General features: G+C 51.4%; 20 protein-coding genes and 1 pseudogene. 20 read left to right on the forward strand and 1 reads right to left on the reverse strand.

What is annotated here, in order from left to right; all coding sequences use genetic code 11:
* Positions 1-135: 135 nt before the first annotated feature.
* The 16 genes and pseudogenes from atpC to spoIID form a co-directional block, all read left to right on the forward strand.
* Positions 136-381, forward strand: a pseudogene (gene atpC / locus QQZ12_RS11680) (ATP synthase F1 subunit epsilon); the annotation flags it as partial.
* A gap of 805 nt (positions 382-1,186) precedes the next feature.
* Positions 1,187-1,561: an NADH-quinone oxidoreductase subunit A gene (locus QQZ12_RS11685; protein WP_102993643.1), complete on the forward strand. Its 375-nt coding sequence runs from the start codon at positions 1,187-1,189 to the stop codon at positions 1,559-1,561.
* On the forward strand, positions 1,552-2,070 hold the full coding sequence (locus QQZ12_RS11690) for a NuoB/complex I 20 kDa subunit family protein (RefSeq protein WP_022737391.1): 519 nt from the start codon (positions 1,552-1,554) through the stop codon (positions 2,068-2,070). The genes QQZ12_RS11685 and QQZ12_RS11690 overlap by 10 nt, the downstream gene beginning before the upstream one ends.
* Positions 2,067-2,786 carry an NADH-quinone oxidoreductase subunit C gene (locus tag QQZ12_RS11695; protein WP_102993641.1) on the forward strand — a complete coding sequence of 240 codons (720 nt, stop codon included), beginning with the start codon at positions 2,067-2,069 and terminating at the stop codon, positions 2,784-2,786. The genes QQZ12_RS11690 and QQZ12_RS11695 overlap by 4 nt, the downstream gene beginning before the upstream one ends.
* 3 nt (positions 2,787-2,789) lie before the next feature.
* Entirely contained in the window at positions 2,790-3,890 is a 1,101-nt protein-coding gene (locus QQZ12_RS11700; protein ID WP_102993640.1) for an NADH-quinone oxidoreductase subunit D, read from the forward strand.
* Positions 3,890-4,864, forward strand: coding sequence for an NADH-quinone oxidoreductase subunit NuoH (gene nuoH, locus QQZ12_RS11705; RefSeq protein ID WP_102993639.1), 975 nt, complete (start codon positions 3,890-3,892; stop codon positions 4,862-4,864). Before QQZ12_RS11700 ends, nuoH begins: the two co-directional genes overlap by 1 nt.
* Before the next feature lie 18 nt (positions 4,865-4,882).
* Entirely contained in the window at positions 4,883-5,335 is a 453-nt protein-coding gene (gene nuoI, locus QQZ12_RS11710) for an NADH-quinone oxidoreductase subunit NuoI (protein WP_022737395.1), read from the forward strand.
* Positions 5,332-5,844 (forward strand): NADH-quinone oxidoreductase subunit J, encoded by a 513-nt coding sequence (locus tag QQZ12_RS11715; protein ID WP_102993638.1) that lies wholly within the window; start codon positions 5,332-5,334, stop codon positions 5,842-5,844. The genes nuoI and QQZ12_RS11715 overlap by 4 nt, the downstream gene beginning before the upstream one ends.
* Positions 5,841-6,152 (forward strand): NADH-quinone oxidoreductase subunit NuoK, encoded by a 312-nt coding sequence (nuoK, locus tag QQZ12_RS11720; RefSeq protein WP_102993637.1) that lies wholly within the window; start codon positions 5,841-5,843, stop codon positions 6,150-6,152. The genes QQZ12_RS11715 and nuoK overlap by 4 nt, the downstream gene beginning before the upstream one ends.
* A gap of 76 nt (positions 6,153-6,228) precedes the next feature.
* Positions 6,229-8,079 carry an NADH-quinone oxidoreductase subunit L gene (gene nuoL, locus QQZ12_RS11725; RefSeq protein ID WP_106341795.1) on the forward strand — a complete coding sequence of 617 codons (1,851 nt, stop codon included), beginning with the start codon at positions 6,229-6,231 and terminating at the stop codon, positions 8,077-8,079.
* Complete coding sequence (locus QQZ12_RS11730) at positions 8,076-9,617, forward strand: complex I subunit 4 family protein (protein WP_102993635.1); 1,542 nt, start codon at positions 8,076-8,078, stop codon at positions 9,615-9,617. The genes nuoL and QQZ12_RS11730 overlap by 4 nt, the downstream gene beginning before the upstream one ends.
* A gap of 4 nt (positions 9,618-9,621) precedes the next feature.
* The gene (locus QQZ12_RS11735) at positions 9,622-11,139 is read left to right on the forward strand and encodes an NADH-quinone oxidoreductase subunit N (RefSeq protein WP_223247993.1); all 1,518 of its coding nucleotides are present in this window, start codon (positions 9,622-9,624) and stop codon (positions 11,137-11,139) included.
* A gap of 150 nt (positions 11,140-11,289) precedes the next feature.
* Positions 11,290-11,532 (forward strand): DUF1146 family protein, encoded by a 243-nt coding sequence (locus QQZ12_RS11740; RefSeq protein WP_102993634.1) that lies wholly within the window; start codon positions 11,290-11,292, stop codon positions 11,530-11,532.
* A 71-nt stretch (positions 11,533-11,603) separates the two neighbouring features.
* Positions 11,604-12,335 carry a YwmB family TATA-box binding protein gene (locus QQZ12_RS11745; protein ID WP_189318925.1) on the forward strand — a complete coding sequence of 244 codons (732 nt, stop codon included), beginning with the start codon at positions 11,604-11,606 and terminating at the stop codon, positions 12,333-12,335.
* Positions 12,336-12,354: 19 nt separating this feature from the next.
* The gene (gene murA, locus QQZ12_RS11750; RefSeq protein WP_102993632.1) at positions 12,355-13,656 is read left to right on the forward strand and encodes a UDP-N-acetylglucosamine 1-carboxyvinyltransferase; all 1,302 of its coding nucleotides are present in this window, start codon (positions 12,355-12,357) and stop codon (positions 13,654-13,656) included.
* 257 nt (positions 13,657-13,913) lie between these two features.
* Positions 13,914-14,945 (forward strand): stage II sporulation protein D, encoded by a 1,032-nt coding sequence (spoIID, locus tag QQZ12_RS11755; protein WP_102993631.1) that lies wholly within the window; start codon positions 13,914-13,916, stop codon positions 14,943-14,945.
* Positions 14,946-14,981: 36 nt separating this feature from the next.
* Here the strand turns inward: spoIID and splB are convergent, their stop codons facing one another.
* On the reverse strand, positions 14,982-16,004 hold the full coding sequence (gene splB, locus QQZ12_RS11760; protein ID WP_102993630.1) for a spore photoproduct lyase: 1,023 nt from the start codon (positions 16,002-16,004) through the stop codon (positions 14,982-14,984).
* Between the two features lie 152 nt (positions 16,005-16,156).
* On the opposite strand from splB, the gene QQZ12_RS11765 reads away from it, so the two are divergent.
* The 4 genes from QQZ12_RS11765 to QQZ12_RS11780 all read left to right on the forward strand — a co-directional run bounded on the left by QQZ12_RS11765 (position 16,157) and on the right by QQZ12_RS11780 (position 19,003).
* Positions 16,157-16,846, forward strand: a complete 690-nt coding sequence (locus QQZ12_RS11765) for a M23 family metallopeptidase (RefSeq protein WP_284724463.1) — start codon at positions 16,157-16,159, stop codon at positions 16,844-16,846.
* 216 nt (positions 16,847-17,062) lie between these two features.
* A complete protein-coding gene (gene spoIIID / locus QQZ12_RS11770; protein ID WP_022737407.1) occupies positions 17,063-17,347 on the forward strand; it encodes a sporulation transcriptional regulator SpoIIID in 285 nt (94 codons plus the stop codon).
* 258 nt (positions 17,348-17,605) lie between these two features.
* Positions 17,606-18,424, forward strand: a complete 819-nt coding sequence (locus QQZ12_RS11775; protein ID WP_189318924.1) for a DNA-directed RNA polymerase subunit beta — start codon at positions 17,606-17,608, stop codon at positions 18,422-18,424.
* A 63-nt stretch (positions 18,425-18,487) separates the two neighbouring features.
* Positions 18,488-19,003: a CDP-alcohol phosphatidyltransferase family protein gene (locus QQZ12_RS11780; protein ID WP_022737409.1), complete on the forward strand. Its 516-nt coding sequence runs from the start codon at positions 18,488-18,490 to the stop codon at positions 19,001-19,003.
* Positions 19,004-19,076 lie beyond the last annotated feature (73 nt).

Genomic DNA, 19,076 nt, shown 5'->3' on the forward strand with positions numbered 1-19,076 from the left:
CGGAGAGGAATCGGGTTTCTGCCAGGCAGTTTTCTTAGCTAGCCTCAACTCGAGATGGGGAGGTGAATCACTGCTACAAGGTACGTCGCTTGGCTGATACCAAGATGACACCCGAGGGAGTAGCAGGACGCCCACATGAGCAAAATTCAGTTGGACATTGTGACACCTGAAAAGGTCGTCTACTCAGAACAAGTAGAAATGGTCATCACCCGTGCGGCCAATGGGGATGTTGGGATTCTCCCAAAACACGCCCCCTTTGTTAGCCCGCTCAAAGGGGATACGGTGCGAATTAAGAAAGACGGTTCAGAAGAGGTCATTTCTGTCAGTGGCGGATTTATTGAAGTGCGCCCTGACAAAGTGACGATCTTAGCTAAGTCGGCCGGCGTATAATTGGCGTGGCGCTTAAAGAAGTCGCTGTGCTATTGGAGGGGATTTTAGTGAAGCTAAAGTCCTCTTTTTTTTACCCTGAAAACATAGGGAGGCGCGGGCGTTGTTGAGGTAATGATGAATGCAAAGAGGGGGCCAAGGCAAGGGTTGCTGTTCATTCCGCTTATTCTTTCGGCATAAATGCAGGAATATTCGCTTATGTTAGGAGTGACCAGGCCCAGGCTAGAAACAGCATTTCGTCAACGTAGAAAATGGGACAATTTTTCGTCGTTTTCGTCAACCTTCTCACAATTAGGAAAGTGTTGTATAATCAAACAATAGAAACGGGCTATTTTTTATGTATCTCTTTAAGTTTTATATATGAATGCGCCTGATACGTTGTGGTGTGTCTGACAAGTCCAATTGACACATGTGAGGCGGCGGAAACATCATTTCCCAATGAGCACCGATGGGCAAGTGAAGTGAATAGGGATGAGGTATTGCGCCGCCGGACATCTTCACCAGGCGCACTCTGGCATAGAAGGTGTCCAGAGTGAAGTTCGTTTGGTTTGTTAGGCGCGATTGCTTTTTTTTGGAGCAGGGTGGGTGCCCCCCTTTTTTTGCGCTGTTGCAGAAGGGAATCACATGCTGTGGCAGGCTTCCCTGAGGGGTTGTCAGGCCCGTGGGGAACCTCGGAGTGAGGGAAGTGTTCGCGGGGCGCTTTTTAGGCGGAATCCCCTGCCCGAATTTGATTGATGTAAGCGTTTTTACAGACGGATGACAGATCCGTCTCCTTCATTTTCCGCTAGGAGGGATAAATATGGCGCTTGATCCCACCCACTTGCAACTCGCTATCTTCCTTTTGATCGGCATCGCGTTGCCGATTGTGGCCTTGTCGCTGGGACGCGTGCTTCGTCCGCACAATCCCACCCCCGATAAGGCGATCACGTATGAGAGCGGTGTTGATCCCAAGGGTGACAGCTGGGTTCAGTTCAACGTCCGGTACTACTTGTTTGCGTTACTGTTTGTGATATTTGATGTGGAAGCTGTTTTCCTGTATCCGTGGGCGGTCAGTTATGATGTCCTTCGCTCGGATGTGGGACTATTTATTCTTGTGGAAATGTTGATCTTCATTTTCTTCCTGGTGCTGGGTTTGGCTTATGCTTGGAAAAAGAAGGTGTTGGAATGGGAGTAAATTTTGAACAGATGACGCCGTTTGAGCAACAGGAGTTGGAAAGAAACGTCTTGTTCACCAGCTTGGAGCAGGTGAAGGCTTGGGCGCGCTCCAACTCCATGTGGCCTCTGACATTCGGGCTTGCTTGCTGTGCTATCGAGATGATGGGAACGGGCGGTTCGCACTATGATCTAGACCGTTTTGGCGTGTTTTTCCGCGCTTCACCCCGTCAGTCGGATGTGATGATTGTAGCGGGAACTGTCACCAAAAAGATGGCCCCCTTGTTGCGCCGGCTCTATGATCAGATGCCTGAGCCCAAATGGGTGATCGCCATGGGTTCCTGCGCGACGGCAGGTGGACCTTACGTCAAATCGTACGCTGTGGTAAAGGGAGTCGATCAGATCGTGCCTGTGGACGTATACATCCCCGGTTGCCCACCCAATCCGGCGGCATTGATCTACGGCATCCACAAATTGCAGGAGAAGATTCGCTATGAGGCCAAGCATGGGAAGAGGGTGACCAGTCAATGAGTGAACAAGGGGACAAAAACAAGAAACCGGAAACCGGCCAAGGCATGAGCGAGATGGAAGCCAAGGGGACCGAAGCCAATGCGGATAAAGGTGCTCCCGCCGCTGGGGGGAAGACCGGAGAAGAGGCCCAAGGGAAAGCCAAGGCGACTCCGACAGGGCGAGCCCGACCGGCGTCCGGCGCTAGACCTCGTCCGGCCGGAGCCAAGAAAGCGGAAGAAAAGAAACCGGAGGAACCCTCTCCGATGCAGCCGTTGCTGGAACAGTTTGTCGCCCGAATCAAGGAGGGTTGCCATCCGGAAGCGGTGGTGGAGGCATATATCAACCGCCCCAGCGGGCATATCCCCACCTTGGTGATCGACCGGGCACATTGGAGCGAAGTTGCCCGATTCTTGAAAGAAGACGAGGCGCTGGCGTTTGATTATATGCGCAATCTCTCCAGTGTGGATTATGAGACGCATCTGGAAGTGTGTTATCAGCTGGTATCGTTTGCACACCAACATCAAGTGGCCGTCCGCGTCAAGGTGGACCGGGAGGAAGCGGTGTTGCCGACCGTCTCCCATGTGTGGGCCGCGGCTGGTTGGAATGAGCGTGAGGCGTATGACTTGATGGGAATACATTTCACCGATCATTCCGATTTGCGGCGCATCTTGCTCCCGGACGATTGGGTCGGTCATCCACTTCGCAAAGATTATGAACCGCTGGATAAGGAGGTGTGACCCTTGCTTCGAACGGAAGAGATGTTATTGAACGTCGGCCCGCAACACCCGAGCACACACGGGGTGCTGCGCTTGGTGGTTAAAATCGACGGGGAAGCCATTGTGGACGCGGAGCCGGTGATCGGTTATTTGCACCGTGGAACGGAAAAGTTGGCTGAGGATTTGAATTATACGCAAATCATTCCGTACACTGACCGTCTCGATTATGTGTCGGCGATGACCAACAACTATGCGATCGTACATGCGACTGAACGGTTGATGGGGTTGGAAGTCCCTGAGCGGGCGGAGTTTTTGCGCGTGATCGTGATGGAACTGAACCGCATCGCCAGCCATTTGGTCTGGATGGGAACCTACCTGTTGGACATCGGAGCGTTAAGCCCGTTTTTATACGCATTCCGCGACCGCGAACAGATTTTGGATTTGTTTAATGAATTGTGCGGAGCGCGGCTCACCTACAACTACATGCGTGTGGGCGGCGTGAAATGGGATGCCCCCCCTGGATGGATTGACAAAGTGGGAAGTTTTGTCGAATACATGCAAAAACAGATGGTGGAGTACCATGGGTTGATTTCTGGCAATGAGATCTTCAAGCAACGCACCAAAGGAATCGGCGTTTATGACCGCAAGATGGCATTAGATTACGGGTTGTCCGGCGCCAATTTGCGGGTGACGGGTGTCGATTGGGACCTTCGCAAAAAACAGCCGTATTCGATCTATGATCGTTTCACATTTAATGTGCCTGTGGGCAAAACGGGTGACTTGTATGAGAAGTACATGTGTCGCATGAATGAGGTGGTGGAGTCGCTCAATATCTTGCAACAGGCGGTTAACGCGTTTCCCGCTGAGGGCAAGATTATGGGCAAGGTACCACGTGTGCTTCGGGTACCGGAAGGTGAGGTTTACGTGGGGATCGAGTCGCCGCGGGGAGAGTTGGGTTGCCACATTGTCAGCAAAGGCAAGGATAAGCCTTGGCGCCTGAAGTTCCGACGCCCATCGTTTTATAATTTGCAGATTTTGCCTGAGTTGTTAAAGGGCCAAAACATCTCCAACTTGGTCGCCATCTTGGGCGGAATCGACATCGTGCTTGGGGAGGTGGACGGTTGATGAATCCGTGGCTAGTGCTGGGTCCGGTGATCTTGCTCTTGATCGTGTTGGGGTTTGTTACATACGCAATCTTTTTTGAGCGGAAAGTGCTTGGATGGATACAAGGCCGCATCGGGCCCAATCGTGTGGGGCCGTGGGGGCTGTTGCAGACCGTCGCTGACGTGCTCAAACTGCTTCTCAAAGAGGATGTCACACCGAAAAAAGCGGATTTGGCCCTGTTTAAGCTCGCCCCCGCGCTGGCGTTTATTCCGGCGTTTGCCATCCTGGCGGTGATTCCTTTCACCGACACCATCCAATTCGCCGATTTTGCGGTGGGACTTTTGTATTATCTGGCCTTGTCCAGCGTTACCATCATTGCGATCTTAGTTGGCGGTTGGTCTTCAAATAACAAATACGCGCTTTTGGGCGGGATGCGTTCTGCGGCGCAAATGATCAGTTATGAGATTCCGCTGGTGATGTCAGTGGTGGGCATCATCATGACTGTGGGATCGCTCAACCTGAACGAGATTGTGGAAGCGCAAAAAGAGGTCTGGTTCATCTTCCCGCAGGCGATTGGGTTCGTCGTCTTTTTGATCGCTTCCATCTCGGAATTGAACCGAACCCCGTTTGACCTCCCGGAAGCGGAGTCGGAGTTGGTGGCCGGTTATCATGTGGAATATTCGGGATTCCGCTTCGCCTTCTTCATGTTGACGGAATATGTGTACATGTTTGCGATGGCTTCTTTGACCACTGTGCTTTATCTGGGAGGCTGGAATGCGCCGTTCGGCCTTACTTTTATCCCACCGATCGTTTGGTTTGTGTTGAAATTCGGGTTTATCGTATTCTTCCTCATCTGGTTGAGAGGGACGTTCCCGCGGATTCGTGTCGACCAGCTGATGCAATTCGCTTGGAAAGTATTGTTGCCGCTGGCACTGTTGAACATCCTGGTGACGGCGCTGTTAAAAGAAGTCCCCTTCTTGGGGAAATTCTATTGAACGGGAAGGTGATTGGCGATGTTAGGACTGGTTAAAGGGTTGGGCATTACCCTAAAAAATATGGCCAAACCCAAAGTCACCTACAAGTATCCGGATGAGCCGCTGGTCATGCCAGATCGCTTTCGCGGAATTCAGCATTTTGATCCTGAAAAATGCATTGTCTGCAACCAATGTGCGCGCATCTGCCCGACGGATTGCATCACGTTGACGGGCAAGAAGCATCCAGATCCGGAACAAAAGGGCAAAGTCATCGATACCTACGACATTAATTTTGAAATTTGCATCTTGTGCGATTTGTGCACAGAAGTGTGCCCGACGGAAGCGATCGTGATGACAAACAACTTCGAATTGGCGGTGTACAGCCGGGATGAGTTGTTTAAGGATTTAAACTGGCTCCACAACAACAACACTCACATCCGTTCGGAAAACAGCACCAATCTCATGCCGAAAGCAGGGGGAAAAGCAAAATGAGTTTTCAGTTTTCCGGCGAGTTCATCGCGTTTTTCATCCTGTCAGTCATGGCGATCTGCGGAGCCGTTTTCATGATTAATGCTACCCGCGTCATTCACATGGCTTTGTCGCTGGCATTTACTTTTTTCAGTATTGCGGGGATCTACTTGTTGCTGGAAGCGGAATTTCTGGCGGTGATCCAGATTCTCATATACACGGGTGCGGTTTCGATTCTCATGTTGTTCGGCATCATGCTGACCAAGCATAAAGAGGAAGAGCAACCATCCATTAGCTCCTGGCATAGCATCATCAGTTTTTGCGCGACTGGGGCGTTGTTCGGTTTGCTCATTTGGGTTATTTACCGGTCTCCACTGGTTAGCCAAGCGCCCCAAAAGGCAGCGGCCACGGTGGGACAATTGGGGGGAAGTGTATTTAAACAATACGTCATCCCATTTGAATTGACATCGGTGCTACTGCTGGTGGCCTTGGTGGGGGCCGTGATCTTGGCCAAGAGGGAGGGGAAAAAATGACGCTCACACTTACTTCTTACTTGGCTTTGGCGGCGATCCTCTTCGTCATTGGCTTATATGGCGTGCTCACCAAGCGCAATGCCGTGCTGGTGCTGTTTTCGATCGAATTGATGCTCAACGCGGCGAACATCAATCTTGTCGCTTTTTCCAAATACGGATTGTTCCCGGGAGTGACCGGTCAAGTTTTTACTTTGTTCACGATCACGGTGGCGGCCGCGGAAGCCGCTGTCGGTATCGCCATTCTCATCGCATTGTACCGCAACCGCGAAACGGCTGAAGCGGATCGTTACAATTCGATGAAAGGCTGATCGTCCGAAATGCGCCGTTTTCACGGTCAGAATGCAAAATACGTTCTAATCAGAACAAAAGAAGGAAGGATTCAATATGGGCACAAATGTTGCTTTGCTGATTCCCCTCTTTCCTTTTCTCGCCTTTCTGTTTCTGCTCATGGGCAAGAAATGGGCGAAACCTGTCATTGCGGGAATGGGGATCGTGGCGACCGGGCTCTCCTTTCTGTTGACGCTGCCACTGGTGTGGAACAGCGCGATTGGAGGGCCACTGTTGGCATGGCAGTTCCCCTGGTTATCCATAGAAGACCAAATGGTCCAGTTGTCAGTGACGTTGGGACCTTTGCAAGTATTGATGTTGTTGATCGTGACCAGCGTCAGCTTATTGGTTCAGCTTTACTCCTACGGTTACATGCATGCTGATGCGCGGTTTCACGTGTTTTACGCCTATCTGTCCCTATTCACTTGTTCGATGCTTGGCTTAGTGATGTCGGCCAATCTGTTGCAGATTTATGTATTCTGGGAATTGGTTGGGGTCTGTTCTTTCTTGTTGGTCGGCTTTTGGTATACGAAACCGGAGGCCAAAAAGGCCGCCAAAAAGGCGTTCATTGTTACGCGGATCGGAGACATCGGCCTGTTTATCGCCATCTGTCTGATCTTCTGGCGCGTGGGCAGTTTTGAAGTGGATGCGCTGGCGAAGGCAGTGAGTAGCGGACAACTGAACGCAGGCTGGCTGTCATTGGTCGCCATTCTGATATTTGTCGGTGCTGTGGGCAAATCGGGCCAATTTCCACTCCATACCTGGTTGCCCGATGCGATGGAGGGCCCCACGCCGGTCAGCGCGCTGATCCACGCCGCGACGATGGTGGCCGCAGGCGTGTACTTGGTAGCCAATCTCTTTTTTCTGTTTGCGGCATCGGACTTAGCCATGGATGTAGTGGCTTATGTTGGCGGATTTACAGCACTGTTTGCCGCTACCATCGGGATTGCGCAAACCGATATCAAACGCGTGTTGGCTTACTCCACAGTGAGCCAATTGGGCTACATGATGCTCGCGCTCGGCTCGGCGGGTTATACAGCAGGCGTGTTTCATTTGACCACGCATGCATTCTTTAAAGCGCTGTTGTTCTTGGCGGCTGGGGCGGTCATCACCGCGTTCGACCATCAACAGGATCTCCGTCAGATGGGGGGATTGTGGAAAACGCATCGCTGGCTGGGTGTGTGGTTTTTGATTGGCTGTCTGTCGATTGCGGGGATTCCTCCGTTTGCCGGATTTTTCTCCAAAGATGAAATTCTGGCGGCCGTTTATCAGGCAGGGAGAATGGATTTGTTCGTTATCGGCTTGTTGGCGGCGTTCTTCACTGCATTTTACATGTTCCGCCTCTTTTTCCTCGCTTTCGCGGGTGAAAGTCGCGGCCAGGCTCAGACCAAAGCCGTGCCTACCGTGATGATGGCTCCACTCGCTGTGCTGGCGGTCATGGCGACGGCAAGTGGTTTGGCCAATCTGCCCGGACACTGGTTCGATCATTGGCTGGCGCCTGTGTCGGCTAAGACCGGAGCTCCGCTCTGGTTGCCGGTGGTGGCCATCTTGGTGTCTGTCTTGGGAATGGGCTTGGCGACGATGATGTACGGCGTGCGCAAATGGGATGCTACCAAGTGGGCAAAAGCCGTACCATGGCTCCATCAGCTGGTGTTGCGCAAATACTATGTGGATGAGTGCTACCAAGTGTTGGTTGTCTGGCCGCTCAAAGGGTTCGGTTGGGTGCTCAACGGCTGGGACCGGTTTGTGATCGGTGGTCTCGTCCACTTGAGCGGCTGGTTCATGTCGGCGTTCGGCGGCCTTGGTTCCCGGTTGCAGACAGGTCAGGCGCAAACATATGCCTTGATTAGCGTGATCGGACTTGTCCTATTATTCGTCGGCTTGACAGCGGGGAGGTTGTTCCAATGACCCAATGGTTAAACGCACTGCCGACACTCATCACTTTCGCGCCCTTGATCGGCCTCGCCGTCTTGCTTTTCTTGCCCCAAGATAAGACCCGCGCCCACCGCATGGTGGGGATTGCGGGAACCTTGCCGTCATTGGTGCTGGCGTTGGTGATGTTTGGGCGGTTTGACCCATTGAAGCAAGGGCTACAATGGGCGCAGTCGATACCGTGGTTTGACATTCCGCTGGGCTTGATCAATCGGCAAGCTCCGGCGACCAAGCTTGTGTTCAATTACAGCATGGGAGTGGATGGCCTGTCGATGCCGCTGGTGGTGCTGACCTGCCTTGTTGCCACATTGGCCGCCATTGCTTCTGTGTATGTGAAACAGCGTACCAAAGCTTATTACACGTTGTTGTTGCTGTTGCTTGTCGGGATGAACGGGGTTTTTCTGTCCGCCAACTTCTTCTTGTTCTTTATCTTCTTTGAAGTGACGTTGGTTGCGGCATTTTTCTTGATCGGTATTTGGGGATTCCTAGGGCGGGAGAAAGCAGCTAACCACTTTTTGCTCTACAACGGGCTGGGCTCTGGCTTTCTGCTGTTTGCCATGATCGGTTTGCTCTTGTTATCGGGTTCACTGGATTATGCAACCATTCAACAACAGGCGGGCGGGCTGGTCAAACAGCTCCATCTGTTGGAACCGCAACAGGTAAGCTTGGTTTGGTTGATTTTTATTTCGCTGATCGTGGCGTTTGCAATCAAGCTTCCGATGTTCCCTTTCCACTCCTGGATGTTGCGGGTGCATGTAGAGGCCCCCACTCCAGTGGTGATGATTCACTCTGGCGTATTGTTGAAAATGGGCGCCTACGGGCTGATTCGCTTTGGCGTCGGTTTCTTTCCTGGATTGATGGACCGGGCGGCGACGGTGCTGGCCGTATTGGGATTGGTGAATATCCTGTATGGAGCCATTCTGGCCTTTGTGGAGACGGAGCTGAAACGGGTGCTGGCTTATTCCAGTGTCAGCCACATGGGCATCATCCTGTTCGGCTTGGCTGCGATGAATGAGGCTGGCTTAAAGGGGGCGGTGTTCCAATCGGTATCCCATGGGTTGATTTCAGCCTTGCTCTTCTTTATCGTCGGTAGCCTGTATGAGCGGACCAAAACGACGGAGCTAAACGAACTCGGGGGCCTTGCCAAGCCGATGCCGATCCTGTCGGGTTTGCTCTTGTTCGGGGGGATGGCTTTGTTGGGGTTACCGGGATTGTCAGGATTCATCAGTGAATTCATGGCCTTCTTGGGATTGTTTCAAGAACGGCCGATTGTGGCCGCAGTGGGAGCGCTAGGGTTGGTGCTGGCGGCGGCGTACACGTTGCGCGCTTGCTTAAAAACCACTTTTGGGCCGCTCAAGGAGCGCTTTAGCGACACGGCTGACGTCAAAGGATGGGAAGTTGGCTCCCTGTTTACACTGGTGTTTTTAATCGTAGTCATCGGGGTTTATCCGGCTGTGCTGGCCTATCCGATGGAACAGACAGTGGAAGTTATTTTAGCGGGAATAGGAGGGTAGAGGCGTGGAACAAATATTGCTCGATTTTGATCTGAGGGTGATGGCGCCCGAGTTGGTGATTGTCTCTGCCGCCGCCCTCCTTTCCATCATTGATTTGTTGCTGAAGGAATCGCGTTCGCGCAAAGTGATCGGCTGGTTCGGCTTAGCGGCGGTCGTGCTGGCTGGTGTGTTCGTGACGATGGCGTTCGGGCATGAGCCCTATCAGATCTTGGATGATACTTATCGCATCGATTCATTTAGCTTGATGTTCAAAGCGATCTTGCTGGCCGGAACCGCCGGGGTCTTTCTGCTTTCCCTGGCGTCGGGGCAGGAAGAGTGGAAGTCGCGGGAAGGCGAATACTACTATCTGCTCCTCACTGCCTTGCTCGGGGCGATGGTGATGGTTTCCTCCGCTGATTTAATCACATTGTTTGTGGGATTGGAACTGCTGAGCCTTTCCTCCTACATCTTGGTGGGCATCCGCAAAGAGCAAGGGGAAGCCAATGAAGCGGCTTGGAAATACGTGGTGCTCGGGGGAGTTTCCAGCGCGTTCATCCTGTATGGGATGTCGTTTGCCTACGGCCTTGCAGGTAGCACGAACTTGTTTGAAATTAGCCAACGTTTCGCCGAAGGGATGGGCGGCTCAGGGCACTTGTTTATTTACTTGTCCCTCTTCTTAATGATGGTGGGATTTGGTTTTAAGGTTGCCTTTGCGCCGTTTCATATGTGGGCTCCCGATGTGTATCAAGGGGCGTCCACGCCGATAGCCGCCTTTTTGGCCATCGTGTCCAAAACAGCTGCGTTCGCTTTTATCATCCGGGTGCTCCTTGTGGCTTACAGCCCGTTGATGTCCGACGCGAGCTGGATGGAAGTGGTCTCGTGGATGTTGATGATCGTCGCTGCTTTGTCAATGATTTTGGGCAACACGATCGCTTTGAGGCAGACCAATGCCAAACGGTTAATGGCTTATTCCAGCATTGCCCAAGCCGGCTACCTCGTTGTACCGTTTGCAACGATTGGCTTGGTGCCGTTTGACCTGTTCCCTAGTATGCTGTTCTATTTGGTCGCGTATTTGTTCATGACCTTCGGGGCATTTGTAGTGATTGAATTCGTCACCAAAGACCGGGGGCATGGAGGCATTAGCGCGTTTGCGGGATTGTCCCGGCGTTCGCCGTGGTTGGCGGCAGCCATGACCCTGTTTCTAATATCTTTGGCGGGGTTACCGTTGACCGCTGGTTTTTTCGGGAAGTTTTATTTGATCACTAGCACGCTGTTTAACAATCAGGAATGGTTGGCGGCAGTGATGATTTTGACGACCATTGTGTCGTACTACTATTACTTTGGTATTGTACGCCAAATGTATTTTCGACCTCCCTACTCCGATCAAAAAGTGCCGGTGCCATGGTTGGCTACGGTCGCGATCCTGTTGGGAGTGGGTGGGACAATCGGCTTGGGTTTATTCCCCGAACCGCTCTTGGCGTTTATCGGTGAATTGGATTGGACTTCGATGTTGTCCATCGCCTCCAACGGTGCACCCCAGTGACGGTGCGGCCGCAGAAGAAACCCCCCGTTTGCGAAAAGCGAGCGGGGGGTTTAATGTTGCTGACTTGTAATAAAAAATTCTTTGCTATTCAAGGCGTTTTTTTGTACCATGATACCATGTGCAGAACCTGCGATTGGGGGTGTGCATAAAATGAATGGAGCAGGGCAACTGGCGATGGAATCATTGGTAAACATCCTCATCTCCCTCGGTAGCATCGTGTTTTGCTGGTGGATTCTGACGGGAGTTCGTTGGGATGTCCTCATTCGCCCCAACCGGGTGATGCAGGCCAGACTGTTGCTTTCGGTCATTTCGATTGTGCTAGGGCACGGTTTGGCATCGTTTGTGATCGACTATCTCGGATGGTCGCGGTTGGTGGGTACCCTGTTGCGATAAAAGCGGAAGGTATAATCTTTGCCACGAATGCGAAAAATGGAAATAATGCCAATTCGTGGGAGAGGTTGAAAATGAAAAATTTGCGCCGAATCGAATGGGGCTTGCTCATTGTGCTATCGCTGCTGTTGCAAGGGGCCCAGATGCAACCGATCGAACCTGAACAGCGGTTGCTAGCTGCTTTGCACACCCTGAACGTTCAACCTGAAGCTTTCACGCTGCACCATGGGGGACGCTTGCGTCAAGCCGTGCAAGCACAGCAGTTGGAAGACTGGGTACAACGTTTATCGCATGGGCTGGGTACGGGGAACGTGCATAAGACCGTCGGCCGAGATGGGGTAAAATACACGGCTGTCGACCAACGTTATGGAAATACAGTAATCAAATTCATTGTTATTCATGATAGACTTGGAGATAAATATGTTACCCCATACGTGTCACTTCAATTGATGGGACGAGGGGTTCCGACGCAATCCTTTCAAGCACTGAAGAGACGTTGTACAAGACTGTTGCAATCATATGGAATTATTGCCGATTATCATTTTTCGATCCGAGGCAGAACATTGAATGTGACGACCGGGCTAGCGCAATATGCGCAAAAGGTGCTGACTCTGTTGGGAGCGAGGGAAGTGGAAGGGATGCGGACAGACCGCACTGTGAGCCTTTCCGCACGCTCCCCCGTGTTGCCTGCGGGCATTGAAACGGGCCGCGGCTCGATGAACCTGCAAGTGGCCGCACGGATGGATTCGGTAAGGCCCGCGGTTGTCCTGACAATCGGAACGCCCATCATAACCATAGAATACTAGAATAATGGGGGGAAGAGTTTTGGAAAAGATCATTGTTCAAGGTGGAGCGCGCTTAAAAGGTAGAGTGAAGGTGCATGGAGCGAAAAACGCGGTGCTTCCGCTGATCGCAGCATCTTTGCTGGCTTCACGTGGGGATATCACCATTTTGGACGTCCCGATGCTGGAGGACGTGAAGACGATCACTCAAATGATGAAGTGTTTGGGTGTTAAAGTCGAATTGAAAGAAGATCAAGTCACCATCAACGCGGAGAAGGTGGCCTCCACAGAGGCGCCTTATGAATTGATGCGCAAAATGAGAGCTTCGGTGTTGGTGATGGGTCCCTTGTTGGCGCGGAAGAAACATGCCCGCATTCCTCTGCCCGGCGGTTGTGCTATCGGTAGCCGGCCGATCGACTTGCACTTAAAAGGGTTTGAGGCGATGGGTGTGCAGTTTGAAACGGGACATGGCTACATCGAAGGGCGTGTCACCGACCGGTTGAGAGGTGCGACGATCTACCTTGATTTCCCGAGTGTGGGAGCGACGCAAAACATCATGATGGCGGCCGCTTTGGCGGAAGGACGCACAGTGATTGAGAATGCAGCGTGCGAACCGGAGATCGTCGATTTGGCCAACTTCCTCAATGCGATGGGCGCTAAGGTGCGCGGCGCCGGAACGGACGAAATCCGCATTGATGGGGTTGACTTCTTGCGCGGAACGGAATACACGGTCATTCCTGACCGGATCGAAGCGGGTACCTACATGGTAGCGGCAGCGATCACGCGCGGTGAAGTGTTTGTGGAAGGAGCCATCTCCGACCACTTGGTGCCGCTGATCGCCAAGTTACGTGAAATGGGCGTGCATGTGCTGGATGGGGAGAATGGCATTCATGTCCGCGCTGAAGGAAAATTGAAGCCGGTGGATGTGAAGACGTTGCCATACCCAGGATTCCCAACAGACATTCAGTCACAGATGATGGCCCTCTTATTGACTGCGGACGGTAATAGTCTGTTGACGGAAACGGTGTTTGAAAACCGGTTTATGCACGTGGAAGAATTTAAACGGATGAATGCCCGGATCAAAATTGACGGCCGCACGGCAATCATTGAAGGAGGTCACCCCTTGTCAGGTGCCCAAGTGAAAGCGACCGATTTGCGCGCGGGAGCTTCTCTGATCTTGGCTGGCTTGGTGGCGGAAGGGACGACCGAATTGACCGAGCTGCACCATGTTGACCGCGGCTATGTCGATATTGTAGGCAAACTGCGTGCGCTGGGCGCGAATATCACTCGCGTGAATGTAGCGGAAGAGGAAGAAAGTCCAGTGCATCAAAAAACATTCGCATAAGATAAGCCAGCTCAAGCGGCATCCTTTGGGATGCCGCTTGTTTTCGTTTCCCGTGGTTTGCTGATGGAAGCTGGCGTTTCCACTGAACGGTTGTTTGTGTCCGCTTCTTTTTCGACTGTTTTCTGTTATCTCGTTCTAAAGGGCCGTTTTTGTTTCATAGATTGGTAGCGTAGTCTTGTTGGAGCGGGGGATCAAGAAACGCATCTTTCATTGCTGCAAGCTCGCGGCAAGAGATCACGGGAGAAAGGATGACGGTTATGGGTTCAAGGGGGATACTCATCGGCATAGCAGGATTGTTGCTCGTGATCATGGGAATTCCCGCGCTGTTGGTGTCATGGGTTGGGGCGGATACACCAGACGCGGGGGACAAGCCGGGGAAGGATGGGGCGGATCTGGCGGGACGAGGCTCGCTTCAGGTTCGTGTTTATTTAAGCAAAGAGAAACGGGTGATTCAGCTACCTTTGGAATCGTATATTGAAGGGGTGGTGGCGGCCGAAATGCCGGCGCAATTCCATTCGGAAGCATTAAAAGCCCAAGCGTTGGCGGCCCGCACCTACATCGTGGGCCGATTGATGAAAGGGCAAGTGCTGGATGCCAAAGAATGGGGTGAAAAGGCAGGCGGGGCTCATGTGACAGATACAGTGCAGCACCAAGCATATGCAACAGACGCTGTGTTGCGCAAAAAATGGGGTTACAACTATCCCAACAATAAACGGAGAGTGGCCGAAGCTGTGCATGCCACAGCGGGGCAGATTATCACCTACGGCGGCAAGCCGATCTACGCGGCCTTTTTCTCCACCAGCAACGGACGCACGGAGAACTCGGAAGATTATTTCAAGGAGAAGTACCCCTATTTGCGCAGTGTGAACTCTTCCTGGGATCAATTGTCGCCCAAGTATATCAGCCGCGTCAGCATGAAGCCGGACGTGTTTCTGAGCAAGCTGGAACACGCGACCGGCAAACGGTTGGCTGTTGCCGCATTGCAAACCACAAGCAGCAAGTCGTTTGCCGTCCTCAGCCGGACGCAAGGCGCGCGGATTGAGCGGGTACGGATTGGCGGGGAAGTGTTTAAAGGCAGAGAAGTGCGAGAAGCATTAAACTTGCCTTCGTCTGATTTTCAATTGCAGGTGAAGGACGGCCAAGTCATCATCACCACAAAAGGTTACGGGCACGGAGTAGGGATGAGCCAGTGGGGCGCCAACTTGATGGCTGCGCAGGGCAAGGCGGTGGATGAGATCATCAAGCATTACTACCAAGGGGTGGAAATCAACCGCCTGCGCTTGGACTAAGCATCGCCAAGCGCAGGCGGTTGCTACTCTGGTTTATCAAGTGATGTAACTGATCTCGGCGTTTGGAAAGGAAGCTTTCAGCCATGCGGGGATTTTTTCTTTTATTTCGCGCATGGGTTCATCTGGATACACATATTTTACTCGTCCGTATCGTCCCCATTTCTTTTTGCGTTCTTCCTCGTTCATCGCCAGCTTTGTTTTAGGATAGCGCTCTTCGATGATGCGTTTGGCGGTCGCGGTGTAGCGGTGGGTGATCAATTCGAAAGTTAAGTCCGGCAGGTCGGGAGGCAGGGCTTCTGCCAACCAGCGGATAAGGGACGCATATTGTTCCTCCCAACCGTCGAAGATCATGATCGGTGCGATGATGAAACCGAGCGGATAACCGGCTGCAGCTACTTTCTTAGCCGCTTCGATGCGGTCGGAAAGCGGCGAGGTGGCCGGTTCCATTTGGTTGATCACATAATCGGCATTCACGCTGAAGCGAAACCGGGTATGGCCGCGGTGATCAGCATCTAACAGGGAGTCGACGTGAGCGAATTTGGTAACGAAGCGCAATCTGCCCAAGGGTTGGGTAGCGATAAATTCAATCGCTTTTTTTAGCGATCCGGTCAAATGTTCAATCCCCACCGGATCGGAGGTGCAGGCCGCTTCAAAGCGGGTAATCTCCGGCGCCCGTTCGTCGATGTATTTTTGCGCCTGGGCGAAGATTTCTTCCAAATTGACGTATACCCGGATATATGGGCGGTTGCCAAGGGTGGTTTGCAGATAGCAATAATGGCAATGGCCCATGCATCCGGTAGCTAGGGGGATTGCGTACTCCGCGGACGGCTTGGAGGGTTCGAACTTTAGCGTTTTGCGGATACCAACAACCAAGGTGCGTTTGGCGATGCGGTATTTTTCCAGCTCGGTTGATCCGGGAAGGTCAGTGATGCGATTGTGGGACGGGGTGATTTTGACGGGGGTGCCGAGTGCGCTGAACTTCTCGTGCAATTCCTGTCCCAACGGGTATTTGAGCGCGTCGGGTTCAAAGTATACGAGATCTGGCATGAAAGGTTTCATGACACCATTCCTTTCTTCTTTCGTCTGAGCGGGTCCGGTGCGAGAAGATGAATCGCACGCGAGTCTGACGCCTATGAATTGACGAAACATTTACCAACTTGGGTATAAAAAGGAAATAAACCGTCGAGAATGGTACCTGAGGTGATAGAAGCATGAGACCTGAGGAACCAAATAAAACAGTGACATCTCTTGAACAAGTCCAAAAACGGTTGAAGTGGAAAAAACTTTTTGCGAAGAAGTGGTTTTTCCCAGCGATTTATCTAGTGACGGCAGCACTGATCCTAACCATTGCTTGGTTGTACCAAGAACATGGGAGCCGCGTGACGGAGACGAACAAGCCGATCCCCGCCTCCTTGCCTAAAGAAAAAGTGCCGGCCAACCCGACCGATGATGATATGGTGTTGCCCACGGCTAAAAATTCAGGCGCTGTCAAAACCATGGATTTTTATGATGAAGCCAAATCCAAAAAAGACCGGGAAGCGGCTTTGGTTGATTACGCCAATGCTTTCTGGCCCCATGCTGGAATCGACTTCGCTCGCAAAGATGGAAAAAGCTTCGAAGTGGTAGCGGCGCTGGAAGGCAAAGTCATCCGCGTCGAAGAACATCCCGTGTTGGGCCATCAAATAGAAATTAAGCATGAAAGCGGCATTTCCACCGTTTACCAAAGTTTGGACGACATCCGGGTCAAACAAGGGCAAATGGTGAAAAAGGGCCAAGTGATCGGCAAGGCCGGTCGCAACTTGTTTGAAAAAGAAGCTGGCGTTCACTTGCACTTTGAGGTTCGCGGACGTGACCAACAGGCAGTCCATCCGGCCCAATATCTGCCGCAAACGAAACAATAATCCAAGACAGGCACTCTTCTTGATGGAGAGTGCCTTTTTGCGCGTTGTGGGTAATTCCATTCATCCATGACAGGATTATGCGCGGCTTCGCGATCTTGTCATAGTTTATCCAAAAAAAAAGCTTGTTTATTCTTGTCCAGGCTTGTTTGCAAAGAATAACCGAACGTGCCTTCCAATATAATGTAGCAAATCATGACGAAAGGGGGCGCGGGGCGGGTGCATGATTATATAAAGGAGCGTACCATTAAAATCGGTAATTATTTTGTGGAAACGCGAAACACAGTAAGGACGATCGCCAAAGAGTTCGGTGTGTCAAAAAGCACAGTCCATAAAGATTTAACGGAGCGCTTGCCTGAGATCAATCCTGAATTGGCCAACCAGGTGAAAGAGATACTGGAATACCATAAGTCGATCAGACACATAAGAGGAGGGGAAGCGACAAAAATTAAGTACAAGCGGCGATCGCAACCAGAATGCCAAGAAGTTTCAATGAAAGTTTAAATTTTATTCGGGTTGTGGCACCGGTAGCATGACATAATATCCTTTGTATAAGTGATACACACCCCGTTTACACCCTTCTTCCGGTGCTATTTTTTGTAAACGAAACAGACCCGCGTCTATACGGTGTAAGTATAGACTTATGTTCATAGTTACGATATATTCAATTATGATAGTGCAAGACATGACTAAAGCCTTTTAAATTGGACGAGCTTTTTTTTCAAACAAATTGGAGAAGTAAGCCTTTGGAGAGGAATGCAGATGAGTTACCCAGATAAAAACCAAGACAACAACAAGCGGGATCAAGTTCATCCCGCACAGCAGGAAGAGGCAAAAAGCTCGTTGACCGAAGCAACTCAGCAGCCAGAACCCAAAGAGCAAGAAAGCCCAAAACCCACCAAAAGCGCCAAAAAAGACACCTTGCCAGTGGGGATGCTGAAGTGGAGCAAAGAAGATGAATTGGTGCAAGACACCCATCTTAATTTGGATAAGAGCGGTGCCGTCGACAGAGAACAAGACCATCAGAGTCCGGACAATAAACAATCATCGGTTCTTCCGCTTGCTCAAAAATCTGTTGCCGCTGGGCAAGAAGACCAATCTGCATTGGACGAACCGGTTCAGGCCGACCAATCCCCGGCCCCAAATCAATCTGAACGCAACCTTTCTCTAGAAGACACACTGACTCCCATCGATTTTAAAGAATACTCCTTGACTCCGGTTGACGAAGCCGATAAAGAGCCAGAGATTCAGTATAAACAACCCGCTTATACCGTTGATTTCTCCGAAGACATTGCAAAGGCCGATGAGTCTGGTCAAGAGTCGGTTTCGGAATCGACGGAACATGTTTCGAAAGAGGAGAAACGTGGGAAATATACAGAAGAGGTTAAGGGACAGGATGAGGCCGACACGCGTCCGGCTTGGAAGAAAGTTGTAAAAATCGCTTGGTTGCCTGTTTCGTTGCTGGCGGCCTTGATCATCGGGTTGATTGTGGGTCATGCGGTGATCGGCAAACAACCAGCCGGTGACGTTTTTGATATGAATATGTGGCAGCATATCTACGAATTGATCTTTAAAAAGTGACCCGTTTGTAAGTGTAGGGCGGGGATTTTGCATTTATCTGATGGCGTGAGGAGGGATCCAGAATTGAATTTGCCCAATTTATTAACCTTGGCGCGGTTTTTTTTGATACCGCTGTATTTGGCCGTGTACTTCTCCGATATGGCTGGGCGCATGTATTGGGCACTTGGGATCATCCTTCTCGCAGGTTTGACGGATGTGGTGGACGGTTACTTGGCTCGCAAGACGCAACAAATCACCCAACTGGGTATTATGTTGGACCCTCTTGCGGATAAGCTGATGATGCTGGCGGTCTTTTTGTCCTTGCTCATTTCAGGCAAAATCAGCCTGGGTGAGGCTGCAGCCATATTCTTGCGGGATGTGGCGATGATTGTCTACTCGGCGATCTTTCACCTTCAAGGAAAAAAGACATTGCCAGCGAATTTTTTCGGCAAACTGACGACGGTGCTGTTTTATCTCGCTTTATTTATGCTCATGCTGGATTATACCCAAGCGCATGTCTTCCTCTGGTCTGTAATTATCTTGTCCTATATCACGTCATTAATCTATTTGTTCCAATTGCGGGTGGTACCTCGCGAATGAGTGCGGAAAGAATCGGTAAAAATAGACCGATTCTTTTTTTATTAAATGAGATTTTGTATGATTAACATTTAGG

Source organism: Laceyella tengchongensis, from assembly GCF_900182735.1.
Classification (GTDB): Bacteria; Bacillota; Bacilli; order Thermoactinomycetales; family Thermoactinomycetaceae; genus Laceyella; species Laceyella tengchongensis.

What these genes read in the sequence shown, in the direction of transcription:
- QQZ12_RS11685 (WP_102993643.1), top strand. Translation starts at nt 1,187, where the DNA reads ATGGCGCTTGATCCCACCCACTTGCAACTCGCTATCTTCCTTTTGATC.
- QQZ12_RS11690 (WP_022737391.1), top strand. Translation starts at nt 1,552, where the DNA reads ATGGGAGTAAATTTTGAACAGATGACGCCGTTTGAGCAACAGGAGTTG.
- QQZ12_RS11695 (WP_102993641.1), top strand. Translation starts at nt 2,067, where the DNA reads ATGAGTGAACAAGGGGACAAAAACAAGAAACCGGAAACCGGCCAAGGC.
- nuoH (WP_102993639.1), top strand. Translation starts at nt 3,890, where the DNA reads ATGAATCCGTGGCTAGTGCTGGGTCCGGTGATCTTGCTCTTGATCGTG.
- nuoI (WP_022737395.1), top strand. Translation starts at nt 4,883, where the DNA reads ATGTTAGGACTGGTTAAAGGGTTGGGCATTACCCTAAAAAATATGGCC.
- QQZ12_RS11715 (WP_102993638.1), top strand. Translation starts at nt 5,332, where the DNA reads ATGAGTTTTCAGTTTTCCGGCGAGTTCATCGCGTTTTTCATCCTGTCA.
- nuoK (WP_102993637.1), top strand. Translation starts at nt 5,841, where the DNA reads ATGACGCTCACACTTACTTCTTACTTGGCTTTGGCGGCGATCCTCTTC.
- nuoL (WP_106341795.1), top strand. Translation starts at nt 6,229, where the DNA reads ATGGGCACAAATGTTGCTTTGCTGATTCCCCTCTTTCCTTTTCTCGCC.
- QQZ12_RS11730 (WP_102993635.1), top strand. Translation starts at nt 8,076, where the DNA reads ATGACCCAATGGTTAAACGCACTGCCGACACTCATCACTTTCGCGCCC.
- QQZ12_RS11740 (WP_102993634.1), top strand. Translation starts at nt 11,290, where the DNA reads ATGAATGGAGCAGGGCAACTGGCGATGGAATCATTGGTAAACATCCTC.
- QQZ12_RS11745 (WP_189318925.1), top strand. Translation starts at nt 11,604, where the DNA reads ATGAAAAATTTGCGCCGAATCGAATGGGGCTTGCTCATTGTGCTATCG.
- spoIID (WP_102993631.1), top strand. Translation starts at nt 13,914, where the DNA reads ATGGGTTCAAGGGGGATACTCATCGGCATAGCAGGATTGTTGCTCGTG.
- splB (WP_102993630.1), bottom strand. Translation starts at nt 16,004, where the DNA reads ATGAAACCTTTCATGCCAGATCTCGTATACTTTGAACCCGACGCGCTC.
- QQZ12_RS11765 (WP_284724463.1), top strand. Translation starts at nt 16,157, where the DNA reads ATGAGACCTGAGGAACCAAATAAAACAGTGACATCTCTTGAACAAGTC.
- QQZ12_RS11775 (WP_189318924.1), top strand. Translation starts at nt 17,606, where the DNA reads ATGAGTTACCCAGATAAAAACCAAGACAACAACAAGCGGGATCAAGTT.